Here is a 16,042-nt window from a genome sequence, read left to right on the forward strand (position 1 = left end):
CGAAAATATGCAGTATAAGTATCAAAATCTCTACGAAATGCTAAGCGACGTCGCAAAGCAGCGCTTTGGCTGCACGGCGATATTTGACGATAAGCAGAAGATAAAATACGGTGAGCTAAAAAGCAGCGTGGATAAGGCCGCGATGTATCTGCAGGCTATCGGCGTGAAATTTGGCGACAAGGTCGGCATGGCGGTCGTAAATTCTCAGGAATTCATCGTTGCTTATCTTGCCGTGACTGCCATCGGAGCGGTCGCTGTGCCTATGAATACCTTTTTGAAATCGGAGGAATTCTCTTATATTTTAAACGACTGCGGCGCTGAAATTTTGTTTGCTTCAAGTCAGCTTGCAAAAGAGCTTGCTCCGCTAAACGAGCTAAAGCAGCTACAAAAGATCATTTGGATAGGCGAAGTGCCGAAATCTTTGCAGGTAACAAGGCTCGAGCCTAAGCAAAATTTAGACGAAGAATACGGCGAGAGCGTCTATCTGGCACCGGCTTTGCAGCAAGAAAACGGCATCGACGCGCAGTATTTCAGCCTGCAAGGTGCAAATGAGCGAAATATAAATTTTACCGATCTGTTCTCTCACAAATATACCCTAAGCATCTCCAAAACGCCCGAGATAGACGATCTGGTGCACATAATCTACACCTCAGGGACGACTGGTAAGCCAAAGGGCGCGATGATAAGCTATAAAAATATTTTCTCAAATATCGAGGGTGCTCACAATAGGTTCATCGTAAGATCAAGCGATAGATTTATCGTATTTTTACCGATGTTTCATAGCTTTACTCTAACGGCGATGATACTTTTGCCGATGTTCGTGGGAGCGTCGATGGTGCTCATAAAGTCGGTCTTTCCTTTCTCAAACGTCCTAAAGCAGACGCTTTTAAAGCGAGTCACCGTATTTTTGGGCATCCCTGCGATATATACGGCTATCGGCAAGGCGAAAATTCCTTGGTATTTCAGGTGGTTCAATCGCATCCGTCTTTTTATCAGCGGTGCAGCTCCGCTGGCTAAGCAAACTATCGATGATTTTAAGGTAAAATTCCCTCATGCCAGGCTGGTCGAGGGATACGGACTTAGCGAGTGCTCTCCCGTAGTCGCGGCAAATTTATATGACAAGCAAAAGAGCCTGAGCGTAGGGCCGCCGCTTGAGGGATACGAGGTCAAGATTGTAAATGACGAGATGATAGAGGTCGGCACCGGCGAGATAGGCGAGATCATCGTCAAGGGAGATTGCGTCATGCAGGGCTATTTTGGTATGCCAAACATAACGGACGAAACGATCATAAACGGCTGGCTGAAGACGGGCGATCTTGGCAAGGTCGATGACGAGGGCTTCATCTACATCGTCGATCGTAAGAAAGATCTCATCATCTCAAAGGGCATAAATATCTATCCGCGCGAGATAGAGGAGGTGCTTTACAAGCTTGAAGAGGTCGAAGCCGCCGCAGTCATCGGTATAAAAGACGAGCACGCGGACGAGGAGGTGGCGGCCTTTATCCAGCTAAAAGAGGGTATGGATCTGGACGAAAAACAGGTCCGTGACTATCTTAAAAAGCATTTGGCGAATTTTAAAATTCCAAAGAGCATCTATTTTGCCGAGCAGTTACCTAGAAATGCGACCGGTAAGGTGCTAAAACGCGTGCTAAAAGAACAGGTAAAGGATAAAATTTAGTGCAATATCTGCTTGATTTTTTAAATTCCGATATCAAAAAAAGCAAAATTTCGGCTCTCATAAAATGTAGCGAGGAAGAGGCCAAAATTTTACGCCATTTAAGCAAGATTTATATCGAAGGCGTGGCTAATATAAGCGTCTATGACCTGCTTTGCACGGTATTTGGCTCGCAAGATTACAGGCATCTTTCGTATCTGAAATTTATAAAATCCTTGCTTGATTACGGCTGGATAGTGCAAAGCTACAATATCTTTAAAACGCCAGAAAATACGAATAAATCAAGCGGCACGAACCTGCTTGCGCTTTTGCACTCTGAAATTTCACTTTCGCCCTCATTCCTCAAAATTTTAGAGGAGGGCAGCACGAAGGTAGAGCTGCCAACGCCTAGCGCGTATGAGGATCATTTGGAGTATTTGAAAGATCAGTTTTTAAGGATCGAGCTTTACGCCAAAGCCGCGATGTTTCAAAGCGGAGTAAGCGACGCCAAAGCGCGCATAAAAACGCAGATAAACGAGCTTGAAGCGCGCATAAACGAACGCATAGAAATAAGCAAAATTTCCATAAAAATCGAGCAAATTTTTAAGGACAACGCGCTTAGCGTAAAAGAACAGCTGATATTTTTAGCGCTTTTAAAAGAAGAATACGCTGGAGACTTTGAAAACGGGCGCGATCTAAATGCTCTCATCGGTCTCATAAGCGACGATGAATTCGAGCGCATCAAAAACCGCTCGCTGCTTGAGGACGGCTCCGCGCTCATCGAAAACGGACTGATCGATTATGACGAGGTTTTAAACGCCTTTGGTAACGTCAGCCGAAATTTTTTCATAAATGAGGAAATTTTACAAAGCATAATGCACCCTAAAAATGACAACGAGAGTAAAAAATTAAAGCTAGAAAGCCTCGTAAAAGAGCAAGAGATATTCGAGCTCATAGAGCCTGCGACGAGCCTTGAGGATGTAGTGCTAAACGAAAAGACCAAAGAGCTTTTGGGTGCGATCTTGAAACAAGTCGATAAAAAGGTGCTCGCGCGGCTTAACAGCTGGGGGATCAAAAATCGCCGCGGCATCGATGCCAAGATCATATTTTACGGAGAGCCCGGCACCGGTAAGACGATGAGCGCCATAGGCCTTGCAAAGAGCCTAAAAAAGCAGATATTGAGCTTTGACTGCTCTAAAATTTTAAGCAAATATGTCGGCGAGAGTGAGCAAAACGTGCGTAAAATTTTCGATACATATAAAGAGATATGCAAAAAGAGCAAGAGCGAGCCGGTGCTGCTTTTAAACGAGGCCGATCAGTTTTTGAGCACCCGCGTGGAGAGCAGTAGCGGTGCGGAGAAAATGCACAATCAAATGCAAAATATATTTTTAGAGCAGATCGAGCGCTTCGAGGGCGTACTGATCGCTACGACGAATTTCCTCCAAAGCCTTGACAGCGCGTTTTCAAGGAGATTTGACTATAAGATCGAGTTTAAAAAGCCGGACTTCAAGCAGCGTCTAGCCATCTGGCGTAAAATTTTGCCTGAAAATGCGAATTTCGAGGAAAATTTCAGCCTCGAGCGCTTGGCGGAATTTAACCTAAGTGGCGCTCAGATCGTGCTGGTGCTAAAAAATACCGCGCTGAAAGTAGCCGTCAAGGACGACGCTATATTTACCTTCGAGGACTTTAAGACTACGATCGAGCGCGAGCTGAATTCCGCCTTTGGCGAGGATAAAAGGGTCGGATTCAACTATTGAATTTATTTTTCCATAACGCAGATCTCGCGCCGAAAGATTGCTTTTATCGTATAAAAGCCTACGAAGCAGACGAAAAATACTAAAGCCGCAAACATCGCGATAGCGCACGCTAGCCAAAATTTCTCTCCTGTCATCTCAAATGCCCTAAAAAACGCTATGCTAGCCGCAGCTGTGGGGAAAGTAAAAGCCCACCACGATAGGAAAAATTTAAGCTTTAAAAAATTTTTAAACATAAAAAGTATCAGCAAGGTAAAAAATAAAGTCAAATTTAGCAATATCTGCGCTACCAGACTAAATTCGCCAGTAAGCTTTATAAGTCCTGAAAATGCGAGCGAAGGTGGAGCGATCAAGATAAAAAGCGTGGGGATAAATTTTTGCGCGAGCCGTTCGTGAAAGATGAGGCGGTAAAAAATGATGGTAAAAAGCACGAGCCAAAAGAATGCCCCGACAGAGAAATAATACCACGCAAATACGCTTGTAGTGGGCGCGGCAAGGGGAACGATGAGGTTGCCTACGATCGGGATGAACCACGCGGGGTTACTTTGGGTAAGCAAGAGCTCTTTTTGTATCCAAAAAGCGACAACGTAAAGTGTCAAAAATGTCTGCACCGCAAGTCCGCCGTAAAGCAAAAATCCATAAATTTTACTTTCCTGAAAAAGGGCTGCGAGCAAAAGTAGCGATATAGAAAATGCAGCGAAAAAATTTATCCGCACGGGATGAGCGAACTCGACTCGCACGGCATTTGGATAACGTATGAATTTTAAGCAGTAAAAGACCGTAATGACTATAAAAAGCGCAGCTGTTAGCCATTTTAACAGCTCGCCTAAAATTTGCGAAATATCAAATAGTAAATTTAGCCGCTCGTAAGCTAGGGCTAGCCCGCTAAGCCCCATCGTAACGGCAAAAAACACGATCGGGAAATTTGCAAGTTTGCTTAAATTAGTATTTTTTAAAATATCATTTTGATCTTCGTACATTTTTATTCCTTAAAATTTTTAGTGATTTTAACTAAAATTTATTGAAATTTCAGTGATTATGTCACGTGATGAATTTTAGCTTAAAGCGCTTTATAAATAAATTCTCTTACCGAAATTTCAAACGAATATGACTACAATAAAAAATCCTACTGCAAAAGAGGCGAATATGCTAAGCGACGAGTTTCAAAAGATATTATATGGTGAGTTCTTATCGAAATTTGATATCTCAAGTGAGGATAGGCGGATACTCTTGCAAAATGCCGTGATAAAAACCTTTAAAAAAGGTGAGATCATATATCCAAAAGACGGCTGCTACGGCTACGCAATCGTAACAAGCGGCGAGATAAGAGGCTACATCAGCACGAGTAATTTTAAAGAGATCACTGTTTTTAACCTTAAAAATGGTGATAGCTGCATACTTTGCGCGTTTTGCTCGCTGGGACTCTCGCAGTTAGAATTAAATTTGCAAATCATGCAAGATACACAAATAATCCTTATCCCAAAGCCCTTTTACAAGCAGCTTCGCGAGCGTTATCCGCAGGTGGCAAATCACACGCTCGAGCTCATATCGCGGCGTTTTAGCTCGGTCATGAATGTGATGGAGCAAGCACTCTTTACGCCGCTAACCGGGCGAATAATGAAATTTTTAGAACAAAACGGCGCACAAAACGAGCTAAAAATCACGCACGAACAGATCGCAAACCACTTAGGCAGCGCACGCGAAGCGGTCTCGCGAGTGCTAAAGGAGCTATAAAGCAAAAACGCGGCGTCATCACTTTAGTGACATCGTCACATATTTAAAATTTAAGATCTGTTATCATTGTTTCAACGCTTTTAAAAAGGAAAATGCGATGCAAAGCAAGAAAACTAGAATTTTTAGAGTGATTTTGGGAGTGTTGCTACTTGGCGTGGCGGCATATTTTAGTAGCTGGTGGATCGCCGTTATCGCCATTGTGCCGCTGATCGTCGGGATAACGGGCTTTTGTCCGGCTTGTTATTTTTTAAATCGCTGCTCTTTGAAGCGTTAAATTTATCGCTTTTGAGCTAGAAATTTTGAGTGACAACAAGGCTTTTATCGTTTACGGCAGCTGACGCGTCGCTGGCGATTGGTTTGGCTGTTAAGGCGCAAATTTCAGGCATTTTGTAAAAGCATCAAAACATGGCTAATTTAATTTATCTGCGCGAGCAGGCTTTGAATCTCCTCAAATTTATAAACTTCCTGTGCGTCTTGCTTTAAGAAATTTTCCATATATTCTTTTTTGGAGATCGCAAGATCGAGCTCCTTGTCGCTACCTCGCTGATACGCGCCGATACGCAGCAAGACCTCGTTCTCTTTTAGAAGCGAATAAAGCCGCTTAAATTTCATCGCATTTTGCCTGTGTTCGTTGCTTATCACGTCGCCCATCACGCGTGAGGCGGAATTTTGTATGTTGATAGGCGGGTAGATGCCAAAGTCCGTGAGCTCGCGGCTAAGCACGATGTGACCGTCTAATATCGAGCGGCTTTGATCGGCGATCGGATCGCTCATATCATCGCCCTCGACTAGCACCGTGAAAAAGGCCGTTATGCTACCTTTGCCCTCCTCTTTGCCCGCTCTTTCCATGAGCTGAGGCAAAAGCGTGAGCGAGCTTGGCGGATAGCCCTTTGACGTAGGCGGCTCGCCAAGAGCGAGACCTATCTCACGCTGAGCCATCGCAAAACGCGTGACGCTATCCATGATAAAAAGCACGTCATTGCCTTGATTTTTGAAGTATTCCGCCACGCTCATCGCGCAAAATGCACCGTATTTTCGCATCAGCGAGCTATCGTCGCTGGTAGCTACCACGATGACCGTGCCGTCTAAATTCCCACCTAAATTTTTCTCGATAAACTCAGGCACTTCACGGCCGCGTTCGCCGATCAGCGCGACGACTTTGATAGGCGCTAGGGTATTTTTTACGATCATGCCCATGAGAGTGGATTTGCCCACGCCTGAGCCCGCAAAGATGCCTAGTTTCTGGCCTTTGCCGCAGGTGAGTAGCCCGTCGATCGTCTTTATGCCGACGCTAAAGGGTTCGTTTATAAGCCCCCTTTTCATCGCGTCGATCGGTGCTTTCATGATAGGCATGTATTCGCTGGTCTCGATCGCCCCTTTGCCGTCTACTGGCTTCATAAAGGGATCGACCACGCGCCCTAGTAAATTTCGCCCGACCGGGATATTCATACCTTGATCGCTGGCGTAGACGAAGTCACCTATCCTAAAGCCCTCCACGAAGCCAAACGGACTTATGAAAGCCCCGCCGCTTTTTATCTGCGTCACCATGCCAAGCCCGTTTTTGCTCTTATCTTTAGCTACGATACGAACGATGTCGCCGATGCTTGGGCAAAGCCCGGTGATCTCGATATTTGTCGCGGTGATTTTAGTGATGATGCCAAACGTGTTGGATAAAGACAGCTCTTTGCTTTTCAGCTTTAAATTTAGGCGTTCTAGGTTCAAAAGTGCGTTTCCTGCGGGGAATTTATCAGAGAGAAAAATTCTCGCCTGGTGTCGGCGTTTTTGATGAAGCAGCCGCGCAGTGCCGATGTCGTCGTAGTCGAGTTTATCTTTTGCACTCCGCGCATCTCGACGCACATGTGCCTAGCCTCGACCACTACGCCAACGCCCTTTGGCTCGATCACTTCGGCTAGTGCTTGGGCGATTTGCTCGGTCATTTGCTCTTGTATCTGCAAGCGGCGCGCGTAGATATTTACCATGCGCGGAATTTTGCTAAGCCCCACGACCTTGCCGTTTGGGATATAAGCCACATGTACGCGTCCGATTATAGGTAGCAGGTGATGCTCGCAAAGACTGTAAAATTCGATGTTTCGCATCAAGACCATTTCGTTGTTCGAGCTCGTAAACAGCGCGTCGTTTAGCACCTCTTTGGGATCTTCCTCGTAGCCGCTGGTTAGAAATTTAAACGCCTTATACACACGTGAGGGAGTTTTCAAAAGCCCTTCACGGTTTGGATCTTCGCCGATGATTTTTAGCATATTTTTTACGGAATTTTCAAAGCTTTCTTGCATAAATTTTCTCCGAAATTTTAAAAGACTATTTTACGTCAAAACGCCTTTTAGATGTATAAATTTTGCATTTAACTATGAAATAAGGGAAAATTTGCTATATTTCGCCTCAAATTTTTGTATTCAAAAGGAAATAGATGAAAATCAATGCAAAACCAATCGATAGCGTAAATGTCGAAGTAAGCGCTAAAATAAAAAGCGACGAGATAAAAGCGAGCGTAGAAAAGCTGGCTAAAAAGGCGGCTAAAACGATGAAAGTAGACGGGTTCAGACAAGGCCACGTCCCAGTCGCCATCGTGCTAAAACGTTATGAAAAAGAGCTTACTAGCGACGCCGAACAAGATATTTTAAGAGACGTTTTAAACGAAGCTATCAAAAAATCAGGTAAAAAAAGCGACGAGCTCATCGGTGAGCCGTTAATATCGAAATTTGACAGGAAAGATGACGGCATAGATGTCGAGCTGACAGCATCTTTCAAGCCTAGCGTAAGTGTCGAAGGCTACGAGGCTTTGATACCGGAATTTTCAACTCCCAGAGTGCTTAAAAAGGATATCGACGAGAAGAAAAACGAGCTTTTGAAGATGTTCGCGCCGCTTGAAAAAGTAGAGGGCAAGAGAGCTCTTAAGGCGGGAGATTTTGCTAAATTTGACTTTGAGGGCTTTGTAGACGGTGAAGCGTTTGAGGGCGGAAAGGCCGAAAACTATCTGCTTGAGATAGGCTCAGGTCAGTTCATACCCGGCTTTGAGGACGGCATGATAGGGCTAAAAACCGGCGAGAGCAAAGATATAGAGGTGACTTTCCCGGCTGAGTACGGCGCGGCTCATCTAGCCGGCAAGCCAGCGGTCTTTAAGGTAAAGATCAACGAAATTCAAGAAAGAAAGATCCCCGAGACGCTAGATGAAAATACCCTAAAAGCCATCATGCCAAACGAGGAAAAGCCAAGCGAAGAGCTACTTGAAGAGCGTATAAAAGATCAGATCCGTCAAGATAAAATTTTCAAGCTCATATCAGACGAGCTAAAGCCTAAATTTGCCGAGGCAGTCGTCGAGAAATTTAAATTTGACACTCCAAAAAATATCGTCGAGCAAGAGATAGACATGCAGTTTAGAAACGCATGGAACGGCTTTAGCGAGGACGAGAAGAAGAAATTTAGAGACGATAAAGACGCCGTGGCTAAAAAACGCGACGAATACAGAGAGGACGCCGAGAAAAGCGTTCGTCTTACTTTCATCATTGACGAGCTAGCACGCGTTAGAGGCGTGAAAGTGAACGATCAAGAGGTCGTTCAGGCTGTGTATTTTGAGGCTTACAGAAGCGGTCGCGATCCGAAAGCTCATCTTGAAATGTATCGCAACCAAGGCATGCTCCCTGCGATCAAAATGTCGATGATCGAGGAGAAACTCTTTAACGAAATGTTTAGTAAAGAGGACAAAAAATCAAACAAAAAAGAGAAGGCGGAGTAATGAGCTATTATGTTCCGGTCGTAGTCGAGAGGACTAGCAGGGGCGAAAGAAGCTACGACATATACTCTCGTCTTTTAAAAGACAGGATCGTCATGCTAAGCGGCGAGATAGAGGACGGTATGGCCGCTTCTATCGTGGCTCAGCTTTTGTTTTTGGAGGCCGAAGATCCTGAAAAAGACATCTACCTTTATATAAATTCTCCTGGCGGCGTGATAACCAGCGGGTTTAGTATCTTTGATACGATGAACTATATAAAGCCCGATGTCTGCACGATTTGTATCGGTCAGGCTGCGTCGATGGGTGCATTTTTGCTAAGCTGCGGGACTCCTGGTAAAAGATATGCTCTGCCAAATTCTCGCATAATGATACACCAGCCCCTTGGCGGCGCTAGAGGGCAGGCGAGCGATATAGAGATCCAAGCGCGTGAAATTTTACGCTTGAAAGAGATTTTGAATGGAATTTTGGCTAAAAATACCGGACAAAAGCTAAATAAGATCGTAAAAGATACTGAGCGCGACTTTTTCATGAGCTCGCACGAGGCTAAAGAATACGGGCTTATCGACAAAATTTTGGAGAAAAGCTTTAAATAACAAAAAGGAACGAAGGTCGTGGTAAAGATAGATAATGCTCCTGAGCCAAAAAAGAAAGAAACCGAGGCCAAAGAGCAAAATCCCAAAAAGAAAAAGGTAGATATTTATAAGTTTTCCGAGGATATTTTACACGAGCTTCGAGGCGATAATATCCCGTCTATTCCTAGCAATTACTCCATATATTTTGAAAAAATGCTTGATGAGCAGTCGGATGAATTTAGAAAAGAGATAGGCGACATCCTCATCTCTCACTCCGAAAACATCTCTGATGGCGGCAGCATTAACATCGAAAAAGAGGTGAAACAAGGCTTCATTCAGATAAAAAGCATGCTTCAGGCCGTAGCTCTCATTTATAAAAATTTAAACGTCATGAGAGCGATCATACAAAAACGTATGGAAAGCCTGGAAAACAATACTAATCTGCTTGCCTTACAAAACGTTCTAAGCGCTTTCAACCAAGACCTCATCAAGCTAAACGAGCTCATGGAGAAGCATCTTGATGTGATCAAGATCAGCTACGAAGAGGTCGGCAAGATGTTTAAGGCTATCGAAGAGCAGTCGATATATGACACCACATTTGAGGTCTATAACAAAAAATTCCTCGTAGCCACGATACAAAGCGAGATAGAATCGGTCAAGAGATACGGCTATAACTCGTCGTTTTTACTCGTAAAGATCAAAGATAAATTTGCAAACAGGGTCAAAAATTTAAAAGAGCGCAACAATATGTTTAAAAGCATGTCGCAGCTACTTTTAAGGACTTCGCGCAGAAGCGATATAGTCGCACATTATGGTGACGGATGCTTTGCTATGGTCATGAAATACACCGACGAAAACGGCGCGAAACAAGCTTGCAAAAGAATTTTAAATATGCTTACTTGCATGCCGTGGAAGATCGACGGCGAGGAGAACAACCTCGATGTGCAGATAGTTTCTAGTATGATAAGCAAAGACAAAAGCATGGAGGAGCTGCTCTCGGGCGCGCTTGATGCGCTTGCTACGACCGAGTTTGAAGAGCAGCCCGTATTTTTGGGCCACACGGACGGAGAGCAGTAAATTTGGTCTTAGAAATTTTATCCTACCCGAACAAAAAACTTTACGAGGTCTCAAAAGAGGTCGAGCTCTTTGACGAGGAGCTACATAAACTGCTTGATGATATGTATGAGACGATGATAGCAAAGGACGGCATCGGCCTGGCGGCGATACAGGTGGGCGTCGCGAAACGGGTATTCATCGTAAATTTAAGCAACGAAGAGGGCGTGCAGGATAAGGCCGATCTCATCGAGATCATCAATCCTAAATTCGAGCTAAAAGTCGGCGAATGCGTATATCAGGAGGGCTGCCTCAGCGTACCGGGCTTTTACGAAGATGTCAAGCGTGCCGAGCGCGTCAAGATAAAATTTCAAGATCGCTTCGGGCAGGAGCGCCAGATCGAGACGGACGGGCTTCTAGCCGTTGCCTTGCAGCACGAAAATGACCACCTCGACGGACATCTTTTCATCGAAAAGATCGGCTACAACAAACGTAAAAAATTCGAAAAAGAATACAAAAACAAAAAGAACAAAAAAGAACATAGATTATGAAGTCCCTAAAATGCGCGGCTTATAGCGATGGTCTCAAGATCGTCGACGTCGAGTCCGTCTTTTCGCGCGGGCTTCCCGGTTTTAGTATCGTAGGCCTCGCCGGAGCTAGCATAAAAGAGAGCGCCGAGCGCGTCAAAGCGGCGTTGCAGGCTCTAAATTTCAGCTTTCCGGCTCAAAAGATCACTATAAACCTATCTCCCTCCGACCTTCCAAAGAGCGGCTCTCATTTTGACCTTGCGATCGCCCTTTTGATCGCGCTTCAAAAATCAAGCGACCTTGAGAAAATTTTCGTTTTTGGCGAGCTCGGGCTTGACGGAAGCGTCAAAAATACGGCGAGCCTTTTTTCTATCTTGCTTTTTTTGAGCACGCAGATCAAAAACGCCAAAGTGCTCGTGCCAAAGGACGTGGCCGTAAAGGCCTCGATGATACCAAACCTTGAAATTTTCGGCGTTTCTAGCCTGGAAGAGGCGATAAAATTTTTCCAAGACGAGGCATTTAAAGAGAGCTGTAAATTTAAAAACGTTCATCCTCTTTTTGAAAATGTCATCGAGATAAATGGCGAGAAATATGTCCCAAACGTAAATTTCGAGCTTGATTTTAGCGATGTCATGGGGCAGACGCGAGCCAAAAGAGCCTGCGTGATAGCGGCTGCTGGCATGCATAATCTCATTTTCGAGGGCAGCCCGGGATGTGGCAAAAGCATGTGCGCTAAACGGCTGGTTTTCATCATGCCGCCTCAAAATTTGACCGAAATTTTAAGTGCCGCCGCATATCGTTCGCTAAATTTACAAGATAGCGAATTTTCATGTGTTCGCGCCTTTCGCAGCCCGCACCATACATCGACGAAGAGCTCGATATTTGGGGGTGGCTCAAACGTAGCAAAGATCGGCGAGATCGCGCTCGCAAACGGCGGCGTGCTATTTTTTGACGAATTTCCGCACTTTTCAAAGCAGATCGTAGAAAGCCTGCGCGAGCCGCTTGAGGACAACAAAATCCACATCGCAAGGGTAAATTCCAAAGTCACTTACGAGACGAAATTTATCTTTGTGGCCGCGCAAAATCCATGCCCGTGCGGGAATTTACTAAGTGCGGATCTAAACTGCCGCTGCAGCGAAAACGAGATAAAGCAGTATAAATCGCGAATTTCAGAGCCGATAATGGACCGCATAGACTTGCACGTGCAAATGGAGGAAAATAGAAGCGCCGAGCGCGACAAGATCACCTCAAAGCAGATGAGCGAGCAGGTCTTGCGTGCGTTTAAATTTCAAAAAATGCGCGCTCAAAGCGAGCCAAACGGCAAGCTAAGCGATAGCGATGTCGCGAAATTTTGCCTGCTGCAAGATGGCGCCAAGGACGCGCTTGATACGGCGGCTCAAAGATATGCGCTCTCGCAGCGCGGCGTAAAAAAGGTGCTGAAAGTCGCGCGCAGTATCGCTGATATCGATGAGAGTGAGAAGATAGCAAGGTCGCATATCCTAGAGGCCTTGAGCTTTCGAGTAAGGAGCTAGCATGAAAAGGCTTTTTGAAAGCACCGCCGAGCTTGATGCGCGAGCGAGCGAGAAATTTGGGCTTGGCGATGAAATTTTGATGGAAAATGCAGCCGCAAGCATAGCAAATTTCATCCGTAAAAAATTTAAAAAGAAAGCTAAAATTTTAGGCGTTTGCGGCGCTGGTAACAACGGTGCGGACGTATTTGCCGCACTTCGTATGCTGGCGCTTGATTATGAAGCCAGCTTTTACGCCTGTGAAAAAGAGCTAAAGCCGCTAGCTGCCAAGCAGCGTCAAAGAGCGCTTGAAGCGGGAGTTTGCGAGACAAGCGAGATAGGCGAAGCAGCCTGCATCATAGACGGGATATTTGGCTCAGGGCTTAGCAGGCAGCTAGGAGCCGGTCACATAAAAACGATCGAAATTTTAAACAAAAACAAAGCCTACAAGGTCGCATGCGACGTCCCAAGCGGGCTTAACAAACAAGGTGCGATCCTTGGCGCATGCGTGAAGGCTGACGTCACGATATGTATGGGAGCGCGTAAAATAGGGCTTTACTCTGACGCGGCCAAGGACTATACTGGCAAAATTTTGCTCGCAAGGCTTGGCGTGAGCTCTAAAAATTTCAGCGTGCAAAGCGAGGATCATCTACTCACTAGACGCGATATGAAGCTGCCTTTTCGCGGTAAAAACGACACCAACAAGGGCGATTTTGGCCATGTGTTCGTGCTAGCAGGAGAGCACAAGGGTGCTGCGATGATGGCGGCAAATGCGGCAAACGCCATAGGTGCGGGACTCGTTAGCGTCGTTAGCCAGAGTGAAATCTCATCTCTTGAAGAAAATATAATGCAAACAAAAAGCCTAAGTGCAAAGATGAATGCAGGTGCGCTTGGTATGGGGCTTGGTAGGCAAAACTACGCGGATCTGCCCCTTAGTGAGCTAGCTGGTAAAGCGCTTGTCATAGACGCTGATATGTGTTATGAGCCGCGCGTGATCGAGCTTTTAAGATCAAACGAGAACATCGTCATCACGCCTCATCCGAAGGAATTTTGCTCGCTTTTGGCGTTGGCTGGTATCGCTCATATCGACATTAAAACCTTGCAAAGCGATCGCTTTAAATTTGCGCGCGAGTGGAGCTTGAAATTTAAAAACGTCTTGCTTTTAAAGGGCGCAAATACGATCATCGCGCAAAACGGCAGGCTTTATATCATGAGGCACGGCACGAGCGCTCTGGCAAAGGGCGGTAGCGGCGACGTGCTAAGCGGGCTTGTCGCAGGGCTTTTAGCGCAAGGATACTCGCCTCTTGATGCAGCCGTGACCGCGAGCCTCGCACATGCGCTTGGTGCGCGAAAATTTAAGAAAAACGACTACGCGCTAAGCCCTAAAAACATCATCGAGGGAGTAAAATGCCTACGAAAAAAATAGCCGTCCTCTTTAGCGGTAGCGGCTCGAATTTAGAGGCGATATTGTCGCAGTTGCATGGTAAGATTTTTAACGGTGTGCGCCTTGAAGTGGCGCTCACGCTCACAAACAAGGCTGACGCTTATGGCATAGAAAGGGCGCGTAAATACGGCCTTACCAGCGTCGTCATCGAAAATAAAAATTTCGCCAGCAGGGAGGAATTTGACGCCGCTTTGGTAAATGAGATCAAAAAATACGACGTCGATCTCGTGGTTTTGGCTGGATTTATGAGGATCTTGAGTGAAATTTTCACCAGCCAGATAAGAGCGATAAACCTGCATCCCTCTATTTTGCCGCTGTTTAAGGGCGCTCATGCGATAAAAGAGAGCTTTGCTAGCGATATGCAAATCGGCGGCGTGAGCGTGCACTGGGTCAGTGCGGAGCTAGACGGCGGAAAGATCATCGCTCAGCGTGCTTTCGAGCGCGAAGATGGCATGAGCGAGCAGGAGTGGGAGGCTAAGATCCACGCTATCGAGCATGAAATCTTGCCTCAAAGCATAGTCAAAATTTTATGCAAATGATGAAATTTACAAATAAGGAACGAAATGTTTGAATGGATGACTTCGCCTGAGGCGTGGATATCGCTGATGACGCTGACCGGGCTTGAGATAGTGCTTGGCATCGATAATATCATTTTTATCGCGATCCTGGTAGGTAAACTGCCGCCAAATCAGCGCGACCGTGGGCGTATCTTAGGCCTTGCACTAGCGATGATGACTAGAATTTTGCTGTTGCTATCGCTATTTTGGATAATGAAACTGACAAAGCCACTCTTTAGCATTGTAAATTTCGAGATCACGGGGCGCGATTTGGTGCTGATAATAGGAGGGCTCTTTTTGATAGCCAAATCCACGCTTGAAATTCACTCAAACATCATGGGCGAGCATGACGAGGTGAAAAAGGATCTCAAAAAAACGCAGGCGAATTTCATATTCATCGTTACCGAGATCGCTATTTTGGATATCGTTTTCTCGCTTGACAGCGTCATCACGGCCGTGGGCATGGCAAATCACATCGAGATCATGATCCTAGCCGTGATCCTAGCCGTGGGCGTGATGATGTTTGCGTCAAAGGGCATTTCAAATTTCGTAGATGGCAACCCGACTATCAAAATTTTAGCACTTGCGTTTTTGATACTCATAGGCTTCTCGCTCATAGGCGAGGGACTGGGACTGCACGTGCCAAAGGGCTATATCTATTTTGCTATGGCGTTTTCTTTGACTGTGGAGCTCATAAATATCTACTCCAGGAAAAAGCAAAGCCAGATCGAAAAAGGAAAATCATGAAAAATTTCAAAATTTTATCCGCTTTGTTTGCCGCGAGCCTGGCTACATTGTCAGCTGGCGAACCGATACAAAAGGTAACGTCGGTGGATATTTACGTCTCGGATATCTACTCCTCAAGCGGGGGCAAACCCGAATACATCAACGTCTATGACAAGATAAACGATCTTTTGATGTCAAGCGACGTCTCAAATCTACAAAAGGCGATAAAGATCGTCGAGGACGACCCTGCGCTAGTTAGTCCCAGCGCGCTGATGAGCATCGCGGCACGCGCGTATGATCTGGGACTACGCGATGAGGCGTCGTTTTGGTTTTATGCGGGCAAAGACCGCTTCATCACCTTTGCCGATGTGATCGACGTCAAAGATCCGATGTTTAGGTCTACGATGGATATAAATTTAGCCTTCATGAAGCTCGTAGGCGATGTGATAAATCCATACGCATTTTGCGATATCAAAAAGCAAGAAGAGATCGCTGCACGCTCGATCGCGTGGGTCAAAGCCCATCCTTACGAGGCGATTTTCATGGATAGGTTTCCGTCTAAATTTAGCGACAGGAAAGCCGCTCTGGCAAAGTCTGAGAGCTCGCTAGATGAGAAGCTCAAAAAGCAAAGCGGATATCTTGCCGATGCGAAAAATAGGGTCGAATTTGAGCGTGCCCGTCAAGAAAACAACACGAACGAGAGATTTTGTTGGTAAAATTTGCTTGCCTATGATGCGCGTATTGACTCGCTCGTGCAAAATTTAG

General features: G+C 45.6%; 16 protein-coding genes. 13 read left to right on the forward strand and 3 right to left on the reverse strand.

Annotated features, from left to right (window positions below):
* The first annotated feature begins 7 nt into the window (after positions 1-7).
* Complete coding sequence (locus CCVT_RS00630; protein ID WP_018137359.1) at positions 8-1,678, forward strand: fatty acid--CoA ligase; 1,671 nt, start codon at positions 8-10, stop codon at positions 1,676-1,678.
* On the forward strand, positions 1,678-3,411 hold the full coding sequence (locus tag CCVT_RS00635; RefSeq protein ID WP_018137360.1) for an ATP-binding protein: 1,734 nt from the start codon (positions 1,678-1,680) through the stop codon (positions 3,409-3,411). The genes CCVT_RS00630 and CCVT_RS00635 overlap by 1 nt, the downstream gene beginning before the upstream one ends.
* 2 nt (positions 3,412-3,413) lie before the next feature.
* On the opposite strand, the gene CCVT_RS00640 is transcribed toward CCVT_RS00635, so the two are convergent.
* On the reverse strand, positions 3,414-4,388 hold the full coding sequence (locus tag CCVT_RS00640) for an SLAC1 anion channel family protein (RefSeq protein ID WP_009649646.1): 975 nt from the start codon (positions 4,386-4,388) through the stop codon (positions 3,414-3,416).
* Between the two features lie 127 nt (positions 4,389-4,515).
* Between CCVT_RS00640 and CCVT_RS00645 the strand changes: the two genes are divergently transcribed.
* Together CCVT_RS00645 and CCVT_RS00650 are read left to right on the forward strand one after the other, a co-directional pair.
* Complete coding sequence (locus CCVT_RS00645; RefSeq protein WP_018137361.1) at positions 4,516-5,142, forward strand: Crp/Fnr family transcriptional regulator; 627 nt, start codon at positions 4,516-4,518, stop codon at positions 5,140-5,142.
* 97 nt (positions 5,143-5,239) lie between these two features.
* The gene (locus CCVT_RS00650) at positions 5,240-5,416 is read left to right on the forward strand and encodes a YgaP family membrane protein (RefSeq protein WP_009649837.1); all 177 of its coding nucleotides are present in this window, start codon (positions 5,240-5,242) and stop codon (positions 5,414-5,416) included.
* 140 nt (positions 5,417-5,556) lie between these two features.
* Here CCVT_RS00650 and fliI read toward each other — a convergent pair whose 3' ends face one another.
* On the reverse strand, positions 5,557-6,864 hold the full coding sequence (fliI, locus tag CCVT_RS00655; RefSeq protein WP_009649608.1) for a flagellar protein export ATPase FliI: 1,308 nt from the start codon (positions 6,862-6,864) through the stop codon (positions 5,557-5,559).
* Positions 6,861-7,433: a GTP cyclohydrolase I FolE gene (folE, locus tag CCVT_RS00660; protein ID WP_009649783.1), complete on the reverse strand. Its 573-nt coding sequence runs from the start codon at positions 7,431-7,433 to the stop codon at positions 6,861-6,863. Before folE ends, fliI begins: the two co-directional genes overlap by 4 nt.
* A 134-nt stretch (positions 7,434-7,567) precedes the next feature.
* Between folE and tig the strand changes: the two genes are divergently transcribed.
* From tig to CCVT_RS00705, 9 genes are read left to right on the forward strand one after another with little or no spacing between them, the layout of a single operon-like run.
* Positions 7,568-8,893, forward strand: a complete 1,326-nt coding sequence (gene tig / locus CCVT_RS00665) for a trigger factor (protein WP_018137362.1) — start codon at positions 7,568-7,570, stop codon at positions 8,891-8,893.
* Positions 8,893-9,483 carry an ATP-dependent Clp endopeptidase proteolytic subunit ClpP gene (gene clpP, locus CCVT_RS00670; RefSeq protein ID WP_018137363.1) on the forward strand — a complete coding sequence of 197 codons (591 nt, stop codon included), beginning with the start codon at positions 8,893-8,895 and terminating at the stop codon, positions 9,481-9,483. Before tig ends, clpP begins: the two co-directional genes overlap by 1 nt.
* Positions 9,484-9,501: 18 nt before the next feature.
* Complete coding sequence (locus CCVT_RS00675; RefSeq protein ID WP_018137364.1) at positions 9,502-10,539, forward strand: GGDEF domain-containing protein; 1,038 nt, start codon at positions 9,502-9,504, stop codon at positions 10,537-10,539.
* 2 nt (positions 10,540-10,541) lie between these two features.
* Positions 10,542-11,066, forward strand: coding sequence for a peptide deformylase (gene def / locus CCVT_RS00680; protein ID WP_018137365.1), 525 nt, complete (start codon positions 10,542-10,544; stop codon positions 11,064-11,066).
* Entirely contained in the window at positions 11,063-12,574 is a 1,512-nt protein-coding gene (locus tag CCVT_RS00685; protein ID WP_018137366.1) for a YifB family Mg chelatase-like AAA ATPase, read from the forward strand. Before def ends, CCVT_RS00685 begins: the two co-directional genes overlap by 4 nt.
* A gap of 1 nt (position 12,575) precedes the next feature.
* The gene (locus CCVT_RS00690) at positions 12,576-13,976 is read left to right on the forward strand and encodes a bifunctional ADP-dependent NAD(P)H-hydrate dehydratase/NAD(P)H-hydrate epimerase (RefSeq protein ID WP_018137367.1); all 1,401 of its coding nucleotides are present in this window, start codon (positions 12,576-12,578) and stop codon (positions 13,974-13,976) included.
* Positions 13,958-14,533, forward strand: coding sequence for a phosphoribosylglycinamide formyltransferase (purN, locus tag CCVT_RS00695; protein ID WP_018137368.1), 576 nt, complete (start codon positions 13,958-13,960; stop codon positions 14,531-14,533). Before CCVT_RS00690 ends, purN begins: the two co-directional genes overlap by 19 nt.
* 24 nt (positions 14,534-14,557) lie before the next feature.
* Positions 14,558-15,298, forward strand: coding sequence for a TerC family protein (locus tag CCVT_RS00700; protein WP_018137369.1), 741 nt, complete (start codon positions 14,558-14,560; stop codon positions 15,296-15,298).
* On the forward strand, positions 15,295-15,993 hold the full coding sequence (locus CCVT_RS00705; RefSeq protein ID WP_018137370.1) for a hypothetical protein: 699 nt from the start codon (positions 15,295-15,297) through the stop codon (positions 15,991-15,993). Before CCVT_RS00700 ends, CCVT_RS00705 begins: the two co-directional genes overlap by 4 nt.
* The last annotated feature ends 49 nt before the right edge of the window (positions 15,994-16,042 follow it).

The organism is Campylobacter curvus (genome assembly GCF_013372125.1).
Classification (GTDB): Bacteria; Campylobacterota; Campylobacteria; order Campylobacterales; family Campylobacteraceae; genus Campylobacter_A; species Campylobacter_A curvus.

Bases quoted from the DNA above. Each gene is read 5' to 3' on its own strand.
- CCVT_RS00630 (WP_018137359.1), top strand. From the start codon at position 8: ATGCAGTATAAGTATCAAAATCTCTACGAAATGCTAAGCGACGTCGCA.
- CCVT_RS00640 (WP_009649646.1), bottom strand. From the start codon at position 4,388: ATGTACGAAGATCAAAATGATATTTTAAAAAATACTAATTTAAGCAAA.
- CCVT_RS00645 (WP_018137361.1), top strand. From the start codon at position 4,516: ATGACTACAATAAAAAATCCTACTGCAAAAGAGGCGAATATGCTAAGC.
- CCVT_RS00650 (WP_009649837.1), top strand. From the start codon at position 5,240: ATGCAAAGCAAGAAAACTAGAATTTTTAGAGTGATTTTGGGAGTGTTG.
- folE (WP_009649783.1), bottom strand. From the start codon at position 7,433: ATGCAAGAAAGCTTTGAAAATTCCGTAAAAAATATGCTAAAAATCATC.
- tig (WP_018137362.1), top strand. From the start codon at position 7,568: ATGAAAATCAATGCAAAACCAATCGATAGCGTAAATGTCGAAGTAAGC.
- clpP (WP_018137363.1), top strand. From the start codon at position 8,893: ATGAGCTATTATGTTCCGGTCGTAGTCGAGAGGACTAGCAGGGGCGAA.
- CCVT_RS00685 (WP_018137366.1), top strand. From the start codon at position 11,063: ATGAAGTCCCTAAAATGCGCGGCTTATAGCGATGGTCTCAAGATCGTC.
- CCVT_RS00690 (WP_018137367.1), top strand. From the start codon at position 12,576: ATGAAAAGGCTTTTTGAAAGCACCGCCGAGCTTGATGCGCGAGCGAGC.
- purN (WP_018137368.1), top strand. From the start codon at position 13,958: ATGCCTACGAAAAAAATAGCCGTCCTCTTTAGCGGTAGCGGCTCGAAT.
- CCVT_RS00700 (WP_018137369.1), top strand. From the start codon at position 14,558: ATGTTTGAATGGATGACTTCGCCTGAGGCGTGGATATCGCTGATGACG.
- CCVT_RS00705 (WP_018137370.1), top strand. From the start codon at position 15,295: ATGAAAAATTTCAAAATTTTATCCGCTTTGTTTGCCGCGAGCCTGGCT.